The sequence below is a fragment of the Thiomonas arsenitoxydans genome (assembly GCF_000253115.1).
GTDB classification, from domain to species: domain Bacteria; phylum Pseudomonadota; class Gammaproteobacteria; order Burkholderiales; family Burkholderiaceae_C; genus Thiomonas; species Thiomonas arsenitoxydans.
On record NC_014145.1, the window covers coordinates 275,584 to 291,510 of the forward strand.

Below are 15,927 nucleotides of genomic sequence, written 5' to 3' on the forward strand. Positions count from 1 at the left end.
GCGTGGGTCAGGAGGATTTCGCAGGAACCTGCTCGGGCATCTTCGGCGCGTTGTAGCCCCCGCCCAGGGCGCGAATCAGCGCCACGTCGTCGGCCAGCGCCTGCGCTTTCAAGTCCACCCCGGCCTGCTGCAGCTTGAGCACACTCGACTCAACCGTGAGCACGGTGAGGTAGTTCGACAGCCCGGCCTTGTAGCGCTGATCGACCAGCCGCAGCGCGTCCTGCGCGGCATCGAGCGCCTGCTGCTGTTGCGCGATCTGCTGACCGATGGATTGCCGCGCCGCGATGGCGTCGGCGACCTCATGCACTGCGTCCACCAGCGTGCCGTTGTATTGCGCGATGGCGGCGTCCGCCTGCGCCGATTTGCCGCGAAGCTGGGCGCGCAGCGCGCCGCCCTCGAAGATCGGCAGGGTGAGTGCGGGGCCGACGCCCAGGGTCTGGCTGCCGCCGGTCAGCCATTGGCTGAAGCCCAGCGCAGAGAACCCGGCGAACGCCGTGAGGTTGACGTCGGGATAGAACGCTGCGCGAGCCGCTTTCACGCCGTGCAGCGCGGCTTCCACCTGCCAGCGCGCGGCGACGATGTCGGCGCGGCGGCCGATCAGCGAGGCGGGTAGCGTGTCGGGCAGGTTCATGGTCGGCAGGGTGGCGAGCTGCGGGGCGAGCGTGGCCGTGGCCTGCGGGCCCTGGCCGGTGAGCGCGGCCAGCAGGTTGCGCGCCTGCGTGATCTGCACCGCAGTCTGGTCGATCTGCAGACGGATCTGCGGCACTTCGGCCAGCGCCTGCTTCTCCTGCACCGTGGTTTCCAGACCGGCGCGCACGCGGTCCTGCACCAGTTTGAGCATGTGCTCGCGTTGCTGCAGGGTTTGCTGCAGCACGTTCTGGATGGCGATCAGTCGCGCAAGGTTCACATAAGCGCTGGCTACGTTGGCGGCGAGCAGTACCCGCGCGGCCTGCTCCTGCGCCGCGGCGGCGTGGGCTTCGCCGATGGCGGCTTGCAGCGTCTGCCGGTTCTTGCCGAAAAAGTCCAGCTCCCAACTGCCTTGCAGCAACGCTGAGTTGTCGTAATACCAGTTGCTGCCGTAGGGGCCGTAGATGTAGTTGTTGCTGAACTGCTGGCGAGTGGAGCTCACCGCGGCGCCCAGCTTGGGCTTGAGCGCGCTGCCCGCGCCCTGCACCTGCGCACGGGCCTGTTCGAGCCGAGCCTGGGCGACTTGCAAGCTGGGGTTGTCGGTCAGGGCGGTGGCGAACAGGCGGTCGAGTTCAGGATCGTGAAAGGCGGCCCACCAGTCGGTCTTGGGAAAGGCCGTCTGCACCGGCTGCAAGCCGAGTTGCTGCGGACGAGTGAGCTGGGCCGTGGGCGCGATGCCTTCGGTGCTGGCGCAGCCCGCCAGCAGCAGGGCGGCCAGCAGCGGCGCGGCCAGCGTGGCGGATCGAACGAAAGGTCTGTTGAGCATGATGAGAACGGGTCAGGAGGGGTTGTTGTCGTTGTTTTCTTCGGGGTCGCGTTCCTGCACCACCAGTTGCGGGCCGGGGGCGGCCTTGTTGGCTTCGGCCAGCGCCTCGCCATTGGCGATGAAGCGCCGCAACAGGTCGAGCAACTGGGCAAACTCCTTGGGGCTGAAGCCGCGCAGATGTTCGTTGAGCACTTCGGAGAGCACATGCGGAATTTGCGCCGCCACCTCGCTGCCGCGCGGGGTGAGCGAGAGGTTGACCACGCGGCGGTCGCTGCAACTGCGCTCGCGCACCAACAGGCCCTTGGCTTCCAGGCGGTCGAGCATGCGGGTCATGGCGCCGGCATCGGTCTGCATTTCGCGGGCGCAGGCGGCCACGGTGTCGCAGCCTTGGTGCACATGCAGCAGCGGGTGCCATTGGGAGCCGGTGAGGTCGAGCCCCCGCAGTTGATGCTCCAGATTGCGCACCAGCACCGCCAGCGCGACTTTCATCAGAAAGCCGACCGAGTTGTCCTTGGCATACTCTGAACCGTCGTAGAAACGCGGCGCGGTCGTGGGAGTGGGGGCGGAAGAATTCATGCCGTGCAGTTTATTGCTTAGGCAAATACTGCCTGAGTTGTTTTTTGATACCCGATTCAGCGAAGGGGTTTTGTCGGGCGGGGCATGGCAAACCGGTTCTTCATGTTGGCGGCGTCCGGCTTACCATGCGTCGCTGAATGTTCAGTTTGCCGCCAAAGCCATGGATCGCGCCCCTGATTTCGCCGCTTCACTCCAGCAGACTTTCAGCGTGCTGCGGGCTGCGTTCGACGCCGCGCCCTATCCCGACTGGACGCTGCGACGCGACCGGCTGCGACGACTGCAGGCCTTGCTGCGCACTCATGCGGCCGAGTTCGCCGAGGCCATCGATGCCGATTTCGGCGGCCGCCCGCCGCCCGAAACCGGGATGCTCGAACTCGTGCCCAGCCTGACGGGCATCGCCGATGCGCTCAAGCACGGCAAACGCTGGATGCGTCCGCGCGCCGCCTCCGTTTCACCCTGGTTTTTTCCCGCCCGGGCGCGAGTGCTGCCCCAACCGCTGGGCGTGGTGGGCGTCATTGCGCCTTGGAACTACCCGCTGGTGCTGGCCGTGGCGCCGCTGACGGCGGCGCTGGCTGCGGGCAACCGGGCGATGGTCAAGCTCTCCGAGTTCACGCCCACGTTCAGCGCGGTGTTCGCGCAGCGGGCCGGGCAGACTTTTGCGCCCGACGAAGTGGCGGTGGTGCAGGGCGATGCAGAAATCGGCGCCGCTTTCAGCGCCTTGCCGTTCGACCACCTGCTGTTCACCGGCTCCACCGGGGTGGGCAAGCGCGTCATGGCGGCGGCGGCGGCCAACCTCACTCCCGTCACGCTGGAACTCGGCGGCAAATCGCCCGCCGTCATCACGCCGGGTTACGACCTGGCGCACGCGGCCCAGCGCATCCTCTACGGCAAACTGCTCAACGCCGGGCAGACCTGTATCGCGCCCGACTATGTGCTCGTGCCGCGTGCGCAGCAGTCTGACTGGGTTGCCGCCTGCCGCGCCGCGGCGCAAAAACTCTATCCCGACGGCCTGCGCAGCCCCGACTACACCAGCATCATCGACCATCGCCAATACAGCCGTCTGCTCGGGCTACTGGGCGAAGCTCGCGCCGCCGGGGCGCAGGTGCATGCCCTGTTCGACGGCGTGCAGGCCGACGATCTGCGCCACCGTCTCGCGCCCGCGCTGGTGTGCGACGCCCCGGCCTCGGTGCGCTTGATGAACGAAGAAATCTTCGGTCCGCTGCTGCCCGTGGTGGCCTATGACGATCTGGCGCAGGCGCTGGCTCATCTACGCAGCCAGCCGCGCCCGCTGGCGCTGTACTGGTTCGACCACGACCGCCAGCGCACCGCCGATGCCCTGCTGCACACCCATGCCGGCGGCGTGACGGTCAACGACACCTTGCTGCACTTTGCGCAAGACGAGTTGCCCTTTGGCGGCGTTGGGGCGTCCGGCATGGGCAGCTATCACGGCCGCTGGGGATTCGATACCTTCAGCAAACTCAAGCCCGTACTTTTTCAGACGCGGTTCTCCGGCGTCGGGCTTGCCGCGCCGCCCTACGGGCCGCGTACCCGCTGGCTGATGAAGTTCATGGGGAGGCTGTGATGCGCAGGCGCTGGGTCAAGAAGTTCGCGGTCATCGTGGCGCTGTGCGCCGTTGCGGGTATGGCGAACGCGCAAAGCGCACCCGAGCCCTTGCCAGCCTCCGGCGCCAGCGATGTGGCCCGCACAGTGACGCCCGGGTTTCGCTTCGCCGCCCCCGCGCAGGCGGCCGCCATCACGGCAGACCGCTTGCTGCTGCTCGCCCCGGACGGGGCTGCGGTTCGCGGCCTGGTGCGCACCTCGGGCGACCGCGCAGTGTTCGAGCCCAGCGTGCCCTTGGTTGGCTGCACCACCTACACCCTCTTGCTGAATGCACCAGAGCGCGTGCGCAGCCGCTTCACCACCGCGTGCAGCGCATGGAGTGCGCCCGTGCAGATCGACGATAGCCACACCGCGCACAAAGTCGATCTGCCCGTCAGCGGCGCGCAAGTGGCGGCAACGGCCGACGGTGGCTTCGTCGCGGTGTGGTTTCAGGACGATGCGGGCCGCCGCGCCATTCTGGCTACTCGCTTCAACCCGGACACGCAGGCCTGGAGCCGCCCGCAAGCCATCGACCTGCAAGGGCCGCAAGCTGGGGCGTCGAGCATTCCCGCCATCACGGCGGATCGCCAGGGGCGCCTCACCGTCGTGTGGTTTCAGGCGGTGGATGGCCGCAACGCCGTATTTGCGGCGCGCAGCGATGGCGGCGCGTGGCAGGCCCCGCAGCGGCTCGATCAACCCGCGCTGCCCGGCAACGCCACCAATCCCCAACTCGCCGCCGACGCCGCGGGCAATGTCACCGTGGTCTGGCAGCAGCCCGACGGCCGCCACACCGCCATTTATGCGGCCCATTGGCAACAGGCAGCGCTGCGCTGGCTGCCCGCGCAGCCCGTTGATCGCGGCCTTGCCAATGCCTATAACCCGGTGATTGCCGCCACGCCGCAAGGGCGGGTGGTAGCCGCATGGCAGCAGGGGACTTCCGGGCGCGAGGCGGTGTTTGCCGCGGCGTTGCAGCCTTCCGGCCAGTCGTGGGGGGCGCCATGGCGTCTCAGCGCAGAGGGCATCGCCGCCACAAGCCCGGCGCTCACGGCTACACCGCAAGAAGCCATCGTCGCCGCATGGGTGCAGGGCCGGGATGCGATGCGGCGCATTGCCGTCAGCCAGCTTCTGCCCGAGGGCAGCGGCGCTGCGTTTCGCTGGAGCGCGCCGCAGATTCAGCACAGCACGGCCTTCACCGGCCCGGCGCTTTCGCCCGCGCTCACCGCCGATGCCGCGGGCGATCTCACGCTGGTGTGGGAACAGGCCAAGTCGGCGCAGGGCGGCCCGGTGCGATACGCCATACTCGCCGCCCGGCGCGATGCTGGCGCGGATGCCGCCTCGGCTCGCTGGTCGCCGCCGCAGCAGATCGACGACCCCGCGCTGCGCAGCGCGGGCAACCCGGTGTTGGTGACCGATGCGGCGGGCAATGTGCGTTGCGCCTGGTATCAAGACGGGCCCAGCGGAATGCAGGTGCAGACCGCGCGCTACAACCCAGCCGAGCATCGCTGGCAGGCGCCGCAGACCTTGTCCGACCCGAGCGCTACGGTACAGGCCAGCTTTCCCGCGCTGGCCGTCGATGCGGTGGGGAGCACCATGGCCGTGTGGCAGCAGTTCAATGGCTGGCGCACCCTGGCCGTCGCCCGCTGGCTGCCGTGAGGTCGGTTCAGGCCGTGTCGCTGCAGCGACCGAACAGCCAGAAACAACGCCATTGGCGCATCGCCGCCTTCACCCAGTAGTCGATCTGGCCGGTCTGGTTTTCCATCAGCGCATTGAAGTGGCTCTGGTAGTTGTCTTCCGGCAGCTCTAGATACGCCTCGGTTTCGCCGCCCTCGTTATGCACTTTCATGCCGGCCCGGCGCGCGATTTTGAGCATCGCGGCATTGCTGCTCAGGCACTGCATGTAAAGCACTCGCAGCCCGCGGTTGCGCGCGTCCACCGCCGCGCGTGCAAACAAGCGCGTGCCGATGCCTAGCCCGCGGCCTTTGGGCAGCACCGAGACGCCAAACTCCGCCCGCTCCGTCTGCCCCGGTTCGATGGCGATATGCGCCACCGCCAGCAACTCCAGCTTGCGGTTGAACACGCCAAAAATCTCGTCCGATTCAAAGCGGATGGAATCGACGTAAAGACGCACGCGCTCGTCGCTCGCGGCGTAGCCAAAGCGCAGATAGCGATCATCCGGCCCCAGCGCCAGAAAATGCCGCAGCAACTGCTCGCGATGTTCCGGCCCGATCGGGCGAATCGGGATGATCGGCGCGGACAGACGCCGATCGCGAGGCGGGGCGGCCAACGCGCTGCCAGTGGCTTGCAAGGGGGCGGTCTCGGGAGGCTGAGTCATATCGAATAGAAGCAAGATTGCTGCAACGCAGCATGGACTAGATAGTTTAGGCGCTGCTCCTGCAAACACAAGGAATAGGGACATCGCCGCGCCCTTGCCGCCACAACACGCCTGAAAATCAAGCACTTGTGAGTGCCCCCAGGGCCGGGCAATCCCCACCCCAACCCTCCCCACAAGTGGGGAGGGAGTGATCTCACCTCACCCACGTCGTGGGGGAGGTCGGGAAGGGGACGGCCTAGCCCGCCCCCCGCGGGGGATGAGGCCCGCGGCTCCAAGCTGCCCTGCGGCAGCTTGGACGGAGCCGAATCCGAGCAGCTTGCAAGCTGCGAGGTGGACAAGAAAACTTGGGGCGGCCCTGCATTTCCTTGAGAGTGACAAACCCGCTGACCTGTCTATAATGACGCGTTTGGCTTCGAGCGGGGGCCAGAAAACCCATGCCGGCGGGCGCGGGGCAGAGCGTCTCAACTTTGAAGAACATCTCGACATTGAGGCCCGCTGCCGCACATCACTGGTGGGCTCATTCATATCTCGCTCAAACATCGTTCATAGGAACAACCATGAAAACCTTCAGCGCCAAACCGGCCGAAGTCGTGCATGAGTGGTTCGTGATTGACGCAGAGAACAAGGTTCTCGGTCGGGTCGCCAGCGAAGTGGCCCTCCGTCTGCGTGGCAAACACAAACCCATCTACACCCCGCACGTCGATACCGGTGACTTCATCATTGTCGTCAACACCTCCAAAATTCGTGTGACCGGCAACAAAGCCAACGACAAGACCTACTACCGTCACACCGGCTATCCCGGCGGCATCTACGCCACCAAATTCAAGGATATGCAGGCGCGTCACCCCGGCCGTGCGCTGGAACTGGCAGTCAAGGGCATGTTGCCCAAAGGCCCGCTCGGTTACGCCATGATCAAGAAGCTCAAGGTCTATGGGGGTGCAGAGCATCCGCACAGCGCCCAACAGCCCAAGACTCTCGACATCTAAGGACACGCGATGATCGGAAACTGGAATTACGGCACAGGCCGTCGCAAAAGCTCCGTGGCCCGCGTCTTCATCAAGAAGGGCACCGGCAAAATCACGGTCAACGGGAAAGACGTCGAGCAGTATTTCGGCCGTCAGACCTCCATCATGATCGTCAAGCAACCCCTCGTTCTCACCGAGAACGTCGAAAGCTTCGACATCAAGATCAACGTCCACGGCGGCGGCGAAACCGGCCAGGCCGGTGCGGTGCGCCACGGCATCACCCGCGCGCTGATCGACTACGAGGCTACCCTCAAACCCGCGCTCTCCAAGGCAGGCTTCGTCACCCGCGACGCCCGCGAAGTGGAGCGGAAAAAAGTGGGCCTGCGCGGTGCCCGTCGCGCCAAGCAGTTCTCCAAGCGCTGATACTTTTTCGCGCTTTGCTGCAAACAAAAAACCCGCTTTCTGCGGGTTTTTTGTTTGCGCTTTTGTTCATATAACAGGCAGCGGTGCTCAACCACCTAAGTTGGGGCCGCCGACAGGGTCGGTGGCCAGTGAAAAAAGAGCAGGCCCCAGTTCAATATCAATACGCGTGCTCCGCGTCCGGGTCGATTTTTCCGCGAAAGACGATGTATTGATAGACGTTGTAGGTGATCATCACCGGGATGAGCATGCCGATGCCGATGAGCATGAACACCAGGGTGCCGCTGTCTGATGCGGCCTGGTCGATGGTGAGCGAGCCGGGCACGATGTACGGATACCAAGTGGCGGCCAGTCCGGCGAAAGAGAACAGGAAGATCAGCATGGTCCAGACAAACGGCGCCACTTCGGCCTGCCGCTTGAGGGCGCGCAGCAGCATGACGAAGCTGAGTAAGGCCAGCGCGGGCAGCACGGCGAAGAAGTAGATGTTCGGGGTGGTGAGCCAGCGGGCGAAGATCTGCGGGAATTGCAGCGGCGTCCAGACGGTGACCACGGCGCCGACGGCGAGCATGATCCAGGCGAGCAGCTGGCCGCGCTGGTAGCACCCGGCCTGAATGTCGTCTTTGGTCTTGATGATGAGGTAGGTCGAACCCAGCATGGCGTAACCGGCCACCACGCCCAGCACCACGATGACGCTGAAGGGCGAGAGCCATTCCCACACGCTGCCCACATACACGCCGTTCACCACCTTCACGCCATTGAGCAAGCCACCGAGCGCGAACCCCTGGGCGATGGTGGCCAGCAGGCTGCCGACGCCGAACATGGCGCCCCAGAAGGCTTTGCGCTCGGAGAGTTCATGAAACTCGAACGACACGCCGCGCAGCATGAAGCCCAGCAGCATGAGGATGATCGGAATGTAGAGCCCATGCAGCACGGTGCCGTAGGCCAGCGGAAAGGCGCCGAACAGCGTACCGCCGATGACCACCAGCCAGGTCTCGTTGGCGTCCCAGATGCTGCCCAGGCTGGCCATCATCACCTTGCGGCGGCGCTCGCCGACGAACAGCGAAAGCACCCCCACGCCGAGGTCGAAACCGTCGAGCACCACATAAAACACCATGAACAGGCCGATGATGAGAAACCACACCGTGGCCAGAACGTGATGCAGTTCCTGCGGGTTGCCGAAGTCCATCTCACTGCCCTCCTTTCACCGCGAGCTTGGCGCTGACCGAGGCGGGTGCAATCGGTGCGACAGGCGGGGTGAAGGGAACGTGCTTGGGCGCAGCAGCGTGTTCCGGCTTGCCGCCTTGGCCGGGCGCGGCGGGCGGGTCCTCGAAGCTCGGGCCTTTGCGGATCATGCGTGCGGCAAAGACGAAGGCGGTGACGCCGATCACGCCGTAGAACAGCATATACATGGCGAGTGACCACAGCACGGTGTCGGCCGGCAGGTTGCTCACGCCCTGGCTGGTGCGCATCATGCCGTAGACGATCCACGGCTGGCGGCCCACTTCGCGGGTCATCCAGCCGGCCTCTACCGCGGCGTAGATGGCGGGTACCGCGAGCAGCCAGCCACGCAGCAGCCATTTGTTTTCGCTGATGCGCGCCGCAGTCATGCGCTCACGTTTGCGCCACAGCATCCACAGCGTCCAGAAGGCCATGAAGGCGACAAACACCCCGGCGGCCACCATGACGCGGAAGGCGTAAAACGGAATCCACACTGGCGGCTGGTCTTGTGGCTTGAAGTGATCCAGGCCGACGACTTTGCCCGTCATCGTTTTGGTCACGATCATGCTCAGACCATCGGGAATTTCCAGCGCCCAGTCGTTTTTCTGCTCTTTCTGGTTAGGAATAGCCAGCAGCGCCCACGGCGCGCCCTCGCCGGGCTTGTTGGTATGCCAGTGCGCCTCGATGGCGGCGAGCTTGGCAGGTTGAGTCTCGGCCAGCGAGCTCCCCGCAGAATCGCCAATAAAAATCTGCAGCGGTGCGACGATGAACAACGAGATCACCGCCCACTTGAACGCCGGACGGAAGAAATCGACATGGCGTTTTTTGAGCAGGTAATACGCGCTCACCCCGGCCATGACGACCAGGCTGAGCTCGATCGCGGCGGTGAACATGTGGCCGAAGCCATAGGGCAGATCGGGGTTGAACACCGCGTCATACCAGTTGGTGATGGCGAACTTGCCGTCCACCAGCTTCACCCCGGCGGGCGTTTGCATCCACGAATTGGCCACCATGATCCAGAAGGCCGACAAGGTGCTGCCAAAGGCCACCATGCCGGTGGCGAACAGGTGCATCTTGGGGCCGACGCGGCCCCAGCCGAACAGCATGATGCCGAGAAACCCGGCTTCAAGCATGAAGGCCATCGCCGTCTCGAAACCGAGGATGTTGCCCATGAAGTCGCCGGCCGAGGTGGAGAACGGCCCCCAGTTGGTGCCGAAGGAAAACTCCATCGGAATGCCGCTGATGACGCCGACGCCGAAGTTGATGAGGAACAGCTTGGTCCAGAACTTGACCTGGTGAAAGTAGAAGACGTTTTTGGTCTTCACCCACGCGGCTTCCATGCCGAACAGCACCAGCGCCAGCCCGATGGTGAGCGGCGGCCACATGATGTGGAACATCGCAATGAAGCCAAACTGCGCCCGAGCGAGGAACTCGGGGTTTTGAAGCCAATCCATGATGCACTCCTGAAGCGGTGAGATGTCGGTTAGCGTGCCGGGCCGCGCAGGGCGGCGGGTTGAGCCAACGATAAGCGGGACGCGTTACAGCAGGGTGACGCTCTGCGGCGGCGGCAGGTCAATGCGCAAAGTCCAGCAGAAAGCGGTGCACATCTCAGTTCTCCACCACTTGCAGCGCGGCGGCTTTGTCGCCCCGTCGGCGCGTGGCGACCTGCTTGACGCGGCTTTTGAGGGCGATGAGCTTTTGCACCGCGCCGCCCAGTTGCATGAGCTGGCGCACGTCTTCGCTGGGCATGCGCTGAATATCGTCGAACCACTGCGTGGCCAGTTCGATGAGATCGTGCATTTCCCGCATGCGCTGCTGCGCGTATTGCTCGGAGGCGCCCTCGGGCTGAGACAGGAGGGCGTCGCGCAGCATGGACAGGGTGGGGTCGATTTCGCGCTTGCGGCGTTCCTCGGCCAGGGTGCGAAAAATAGCCCACACGTCTTCGGGCGCAGAGAAATAATCGCGCCGGTCGCCGGGCAGGTGCTGCATGCGCACCAAGTTCCAGGCGCCCAACTCCTTGAGCCCCATGCTGACGTTGGAGCGCGAAAAATCGAGCGCGGCGGCGATTTCGTCGGCATTGAGCGGGCGCTCGCTGACGAACAGCAGGGCATAAATCTGGCCGACGGTGCGGTTGATGCCCCAGCGGCTGCCCATTTCGCCAAAGTGCAGCACGAAGCGCTGGGTGAGTTCCGGGAGTTGCATAAGTGGTTTGATCGAAGTTTCAGGAATTCCTGAAAGTCGAAGAAATTGTCTGACTTAGATCAAGCGCAAGGGGTAACGAGACGTGTTGCCCCTATACCCAGCCGGGTATTTGCCCACGCGACGGCGCGGCGCGTAATCAGCGGCTGGCGAGCCAGTCGGATACGGCGTGAGGATGGGAGGAGGCCGGGTGATCGGCGAGCAGGTGCAAACCGAGTTTGCTGCGGCGCCAAAGCACATCGTCGGCGCTGGCGGCCCATTCGGTGTCGCGCAAATAACGCAGCTCGGTCTCGAACAAACCGGGGGCGATCTCGGCGCCGAGGTCTTGCAGGCGTGCCGCGCTTTGCCCACCTGTGGTTTGCAGCACGCGGTCGATGCGGCTGCCGTAGGCGCGGGCCAGACGCTGCGCTAGGTCGGGCGGCAGCCACGGATAGCGTTGCTGCACGGTTTGAACAAAACGGGCAAAGTCGGTGTCGGGGCGCTGTGCGGGTCCGATCCAGCCCGACAGATCGCCACCGGGAAGAAAGGCGTCGTGCGTCCACGCCGGGCGTGCTTCGCCAAGGGCGGCGCAGAGCTGGTCGGCGGCCTGTTCGGCGAGCTTGCGGAAGGTGGTGATTTTGCCGCCCCATACGGTGAGCAGCGGCGCGCCGTCGCGGTCGAGTTCGAGCTTGTAGTCGCGGGTCGCGGCCTTGGCATCGCCCGCGTGATCTTCGAGCAGGGGGCGCACGCCGGCGTAGCGCCAGACGGTCTGCTCGGGTCGCAACTCGGTGCGGAAGTAACGGTTGACCTCGGCGCAGAGGTATGCGGCTTCGGCCTCGCTGCAAGTCTCGGCGCCGCTGGGGTCGGACACTTCGACATCGGTGGTGCCGATCAGGGTGAAGTCGCGCTCGTAGGGAATGGCGAACACGATACGGCCATCGTCCGCCTGAAAGATATAGGCGTGCGGATGATCGAACAGGCGCGGCACGACGATGTGGCCGCCGCGCACCAGCCGCAGCGAGCGGCGCTCGCGCGGCGGCTGCCCGTCGGCGTTGTGCAGCGTGCGCTTGAGCAGTTGTTCGGCCCACGGGCCTGCCGCGTTGACCAGGGCGCGGGCGCTCACCCGCTGCTCGCCACCCGCGGCATCGCGCAGGGTGGCTTGCCAGCCCGTGCCGTGGCGCGTGGCGGATGTGCAGGCGGTGCGGGTCAGCACGGTGGCGCCATGTTCCGCCGCGTCCACCGCGCACAGGGTGACCAGACGGGCGTCGTCCACCCAGCCGTCGGAATACATGAAGCCGCGGGCGTATTCGGCCCTCAGCGGGGCGCCTGCGGCATGGGTGCGCAGATCGATGCTGCTTGAGCCCGGCAGCCACTCGCGCCGCGCCAGATGGTCGTAGAGAAACAGCCCGGCGCGAATCAGCCAGGCCGGGCGCATGGCCGGTGCGTGCGGCATGACAAAGCGCAGCGGCCACATCAGATGCGGCGCGCTGCGCAGCAGCACTTCACGCTCCTGCAAAGCCTTGCGCACCAGGCCGAATTCGTAATACTCGAGATAGCGCAGACCGCCGTGAATCAGCTTGGTGGAGGCCGAGGAAGTGTGCGCCGCAAGGTCGTCGCGTTCGCACAGCACCACCTTGAGGCCGCGCCCGGCCAGATCGCGCGCGATGCCCGCCCCATTGATGCCGCCACCGACGACCAGCACGTCGCAGGCGATACCGGGCGGAGGCGAAGAAATAGCAGCGCTGTTCATGCCGACATGGTAGGAGGGGCGACCTCGAAGCGTGAACTTCAGGCTGTGATGCGCGTGCCGGTGGCGCGGAACCGCAATGACCCTGCGCGCAGAGATAGTTCTAATCAGAACTAAGATGCGCAGCATGTTCTTTTCCCTGGTTGCGCCGTGACTTCCCCGCCCCCCTTTCTGCCCTTGCTGCGCGAACTCGTGCGCACCTATCAGGCGTTCGAGCGTTACTCCGCCGCGCATGTGCAAAGCCTCGGGTTGACCCCGGCGCAATTCGACGTGGTGGCCACGCTGGGCAACACCGAGGGCATGAACCCCAAGCAGCTGGGCGACAAGACTCTGATTACCAAGGGCACGCTGACCGGCGTGGTCGATCGCCTGCTGGCCAAGGGCTTGGTGCAGCGTTTGCCCGATCCGAGCGATGGCCGTGGGCAGATCGTGCGGCTGACGACGCGGGGGCAGAAGGTGTTCGAGCAAGTGTTTCCTGCGCATGGGGCGCATCTGGCGCAGGCGTTCTCAAAACTGAGCGCTGCCGAGCTGGCCGCCTCGCAGCAGGCCTTGCACAGTCTGCGGCAGGCGCTGGAGCAGGCGGGCGCTCGTGCGGGCACTCAGGAGGGTGCGACATGAGCTCCACGCCGGCTGCCGAATTGGCCCGCTACACCCTGCCCGCGCAGTTGCTGCACTGGCTGATTGCCCTGTTGATTTTTGGCCTCTTTCCGCTGGGGCTTTATATGCACGGGCTTCCGCTTTCGGTGCGCAAAATCGAGCTGTATTCGTGGCACAAATGGTTCGGCATCACCGTGCTGCTGTTGGTGGTGCTGCGCATCGGCTGGCGGCTCACGCATCGCCCGCCGCCGCTGCCCGGCGATATTCCGTCCTGGCAGCAGGCGGCCGCGGCCCTGATGCACGAGCTGCTCTATCTGCTGATGCTTTGCATACCGCTCAGCGGCTGGGCGCTGAGTTCGGCGGCTGGTGTGCCCGTGGTGTGGTGGGGTGTGTGGAAGCTGCCCAATCTGCTGCCCGCCAATCCGGCGATGGCGCATCTGCTCGAACTGGTGCATGCCACGCTGAACTACACCCTGGCCGCCTTGGTTGCCGTGCATATGGCGGCGGCGCTCAAGCACCAGTTCATCGATCACGACGGCGTGCTGCTGCGCATGCTGCCGCGTTCGTTGCCACGCCCGCGCCACTGATGGGCTCAAGACTCGCCATTCCGCGTGCCCTCTTTTGGAAAGGGAAATCAACCATGTCGCCTCTCTCGATCAAAACGCTGTGCGGCGCCGCCCTGCTGTCGATCTGCGCTGCAGCCTGGGCGCAGCCCGTTCCCGCTGCGGCCTACACCCACGCTTTGCCTGCGTCGAGCGTGAGCTTCAGCGCCACCCAGATGGGCGTGCCGATGAAAGGCCACTTCAAAAACGTGACCGCGCAGATCGACTTCATGCCGGGCGACCTTGCCAAGTCGCACGTCGAGGTTGCGGTGCAGTCGGCCAGCGTGGACGCGGGCAGCGCCCAGACCAACGCCCTGCTCGCCGGGGCCGACTGGCTGGCGGCCAAAGCCGATCCGCAGGCCCGTTTCGTCTCTAGCCAATTCACCCCCGATGGACCGGGACGCTACTGGGTTAGCGGCACCTTCAGCGTGAAGGGCCACAGCCAGCCGCTGCGCGTGCAGGTGAGCACCCATCCCGACGGCAAAGACCTGATCATGGACGCCGCCTTCACGCTCGACCGCACCGCCTTCGGCCTGGGCACCGGCTCGTGGGCGGACACCAGCGTGGTGGCCGCCGCCATTGCGGTGCAGGTGCATCTGGTCGTTTCTCCGCAATAACAACTGACTTACCGCACACCACACTCTCTCTGAAAGGACTTCACCATGTTGCGTTCAAGCTCCCGCTCACTTCTGGCCCCCGCGCTTTCAACCGCCGTGGCCATGGCGCTCTGCGCCGCTCCGGCCTGGGCCGCCGAAACCACGGCGCCGCAGGCCTATGTTCACAAGCATGCCGATCCGGCGGGGAGTTACCGCGTCGATCCCGATCATTCCGGGGTGCAGTTCACCATCGGCCACGCGGGTGTCGGGCGCTTCACCGGCGTGTTCAAACGGGTGACTGGCAGCTACACCTTCGACCCTGCGAACCCCGCCAAAGACAAGGCCGACATCGTCATCCCCGCCCATAGTCTGGACACCTTCCTGTCGCAACGCAACACCGATCTGCTGGCCGCGCCGTTTTTCGATGCCGCTGCGCACCCCGACATCCGCTTCGTCGGCACGCGCTATGTGCCGCAGAACCAGACCCATGGCAAGCTCTACGGCAACCTCACCCTGCGCGGCGTGACCCACCCGGCGACCTTCGAGGTGACGCTGGAAGGCGCGGGCGATGTGGCCTATCTGCCCAAACCCTGGGGCGGTTATCTCAGCGGCTTCGTCGCCACCACCACGATCAATCGCATGGACTACGGCATGACCGCTTTCCCCGCCGGCCTGAGCCATGCGGTGAAAGTGCGCGTGGAGATCGAAGGCGTGCGCACCCCATCATGAGTGCCCCCAGGGCCGGTCTGCGCCCAGCCCGCCCCCCGCGGGGGTCAGGGAAACTTGGGGCGGCCCGGCGTTTCCTTGAGAGGAGCTGAACATGCCCGATCAGCGCATGCCCACGTTGTTTGTCTCTCACGGCTCGCCCATGCTGCCGCTGGAGCCGGGCAGCGCCGGGCCGATGCTCCAGGCGCTCGGGCACGCGCTGCCGCGGCCCGAGATCATCCTCGCCTTTTCGCCGCACTGGATGGCGCGGCAGCCCATTCTGGGTACCAGCACGCGGCCCGCGACCCTGCACGACTTCGGCGGTTTCGACCGCGCGCTCTATGCCCTGCAATACCCCGCGCCCGGCGCGCCGCAGTGGGCTGCGCGGATAGAAGCACTGTTGCGCGAAGCCGGCTGGGGCGTGCACGAAGACCCGCAGCGCGGGCTCGATCACGGCGTCTGGTCACCGCTTCGGCTGATGCTTCCGCAGGCGGATATTCCGGTGATGCCGCTGGCCATGCCCTGGCCGCTCGACGCCGCGCTCGCCTACCGCCTGGGCGCGGCGCTGGCGCCGCTGACCGAGCAAGGCGTCTTGCTGTTCGGCACTGGCAGCCTGACGCACAATCTGCACGAGTTTCACCCGTCCGCCCGCACCGACGATCCACCGGCCGCCTACGTGCAGGCTTTCGTCGAATGGATGCGCGGCATGATCGACCGCGGCGACACCCCGGCGCTGCTCGACTACCGCCGCAGAGCGCCGCATGCGGCACGCGCGCACCCCACCGACGAGCATCTACTGCCGCTGTTCTGGGCGCTGGGCGCCGCTGGCGAGGGCGCCACGCCGCGTCATCATGCCGGGGGCGTGCACTACGGCAACCTCAGCATGGACGCTTGGGAGTTTGTCTCCGCCTGAGCGGGAATGCGCCGCGTCGCGGACGG

16 protein-coding genes are annotated in these 15,927 nt (G+C 65.6%); 9 read left to right on the plus strand and 7 right to left on the minus strand.

The window, feature by feature from the left end:
- Nucleotides 1–7: 7 nt before the first annotated feature.
- Both THI_RS01260 and THI_RS01265 read right to left on the minus strand, forming a co-directional pair.
- Nucleotides 8–1,453 (minus strand): efflux transporter outer membrane subunit, encoded by a 1,446-nt coding sequence (locus tag THI_RS01260; RefSeq protein ID WP_013104408.1) that lies wholly within the window; start codon nt 1,451–1,453, stop codon nt 8–10.
- 12 nt (nt 1,454–1,465) lie between these two features.
- Complete coding sequence (locus THI_RS01265) at nt 1,466–2,029, minus strand: MarR family winged helix-turn-helix transcriptional regulator (protein WP_013104409.1); 564 nt, start codon at nt 2,027–2,029, stop codon at nt 1,466–1,468.
- Between the two features lie 160 nt (nt 2,030–2,189).
- On the opposite strand from THI_RS01265, the gene THI_RS01270 reads away from it, so the two are divergent.
- Nucleotides 2,190–3,611, plus strand: coding sequence for a coniferyl aldehyde dehydrogenase (locus THI_RS01270; protein ID WP_013104410.1), 1,422 nt, complete (start codon nt 2,190–2,192; stop codon nt 3,609–3,611).
- Nucleotides 3,611–5,281 carry an Ig-like domain-containing protein gene (locus tag THI_RS01275; protein WP_013104411.1) on the plus strand — a complete coding sequence of 557 codons (1,671 nt, stop codon included), beginning with the start codon at nt 3,611–3,613 and terminating at the stop codon, nt 5,279–5,281. The genes THI_RS01270 and THI_RS01275 overlap by 1 nt, the downstream gene beginning before the upstream one ends.
- Nucleotides 5,282–5,288: 7 nt before the next feature.
- Here THI_RS01275 and THI_RS01280 read toward each other — a convergent pair whose 3' ends face one another.
- Nucleotides 5,289–5,960 (minus strand): GNAT family N-acetyltransferase, encoded by a 672-nt coding sequence (locus tag THI_RS01280; RefSeq protein WP_013104412.1) that lies wholly within the window; start codon nt 5,958–5,960, stop codon nt 5,289–5,291.
- 557 nt (nt 5,961–6,517) lie between these two features.
- On the opposite strand from THI_RS01280, the gene rplM reads away from it, so the two are divergent.
- Together rplM and rpsI are read left to right on the plus strand one after the other, a co-directional pair.
- A complete protein-coding gene (rplM, locus tag THI_RS01285; protein WP_013104413.1) occupies nt 6,518–6,946 on the plus strand; it encodes a 50S ribosomal protein L13 in 429 nt (142 codons plus the stop codon).
- 9 nt (nt 6,947–6,955) lie between these two features.
- Nucleotides 6,956–7,348 (plus strand): 30S ribosomal protein S9, encoded by a 393-nt coding sequence (gene rpsI / locus THI_RS01290; RefSeq protein ID WP_013104414.1) that lies wholly within the window; start codon nt 6,956–6,958, stop codon nt 7,346–7,348.
- A gap of 157 nt (nt 7,349–7,505) precedes the next feature.
- On the opposite strand, the gene cydB is transcribed toward rpsI, so the two are convergent.
- The 4 genes from cydB to glpD all read right to left on the minus strand — a co-directional run bounded on the left by cydB (nt 7,506) and on the right by glpD (nt 12,491).
- Entirely contained in the window at nt 7,506–8,531 is a 1,026-nt protein-coding gene (gene cydB / locus THI_RS01295) for a cytochrome d ubiquinol oxidase subunit II (protein WP_013104415.1), read from the minus strand.
- Nucleotide 8,532: 1 nt separating this feature from the next.
- On the minus strand, nt 8,533–10,017 hold the full coding sequence (locus tag THI_RS01300) for a cytochrome ubiquinol oxidase subunit I (protein WP_013104416.1): 1,485 nt from the start codon (nt 10,015–10,017) through the stop codon (nt 8,533–8,535).
- Between the two features lie 154 nt (nt 10,018–10,171).
- Nucleotides 10,172–10,765 carry a GbsR/MarR family transcriptional regulator gene (locus THI_RS01305; RefSeq protein ID WP_013104417.1) on the minus strand — a complete coding sequence of 198 codons (594 nt, stop codon included), beginning with the start codon at nt 10,763–10,765 and terminating at the stop codon, nt 10,172–10,174.
- Between the two features lie 136 nt (nt 10,766–10,901).
- A complete protein-coding gene (glpD, locus tag THI_RS01310; RefSeq protein WP_013104418.1) occupies nt 10,902–12,491 on the minus strand; it encodes a glycerol-3-phosphate dehydrogenase in 1,590 nt (529 codons plus the stop codon).
- 147 nt (nt 12,492–12,638) lie between these two features.
- On the opposite strand from glpD, the gene THI_RS01315 reads away from it, so the two are divergent.
- From THI_RS01315 to THI_RS01335, 5 genes are all read left to right on the plus strand, one after another.
- A complete protein-coding gene (locus THI_RS01315) occupies nt 12,639–13,106 on the plus strand; it encodes a MarR family winged helix-turn-helix transcriptional regulator (protein WP_013104419.1) in 468 nt (155 codons plus the stop codon).
- Entirely contained in the window at nt 13,103–13,672 is a 570-nt protein-coding gene (locus THI_RS01320) for a cytochrome b (protein WP_013104420.1), read from the plus strand. The genes THI_RS01315 and THI_RS01320 overlap by 4 nt, the downstream gene beginning before the upstream one ends.
- Before the next feature lie 53 nt (nt 13,673–13,725).
- Nucleotides 13,726–14,304, plus strand: a complete 579-nt coding sequence (locus THI_RS01325; protein WP_013104421.1) for a YceI family protein — start codon at nt 13,726–13,728, stop codon at nt 14,302–14,304.
- A 45-nt stretch (nt 14,305–14,349) separates the two neighbouring features.
- Complete coding sequence (locus THI_RS01330) at nt 14,350–15,012, plus strand: YceI family protein (protein ID WP_013104422.1); 663 nt, start codon at nt 14,350–14,352, stop codon at nt 15,010–15,012.
- A 91-nt stretch (nt 15,013–15,103) separates the two neighbouring features.
- The gene (locus tag THI_RS01335; RefSeq protein WP_013104423.1) at nt 15,104–15,901 is read left to right on the plus strand and encodes a dioxygenase family protein; all 798 of its coding nucleotides are present in this window, start codon (nt 15,104–15,106) and stop codon (nt 15,899–15,901) included.
- Nucleotides 15,902–15,927 lie beyond the last annotated feature (26 nt).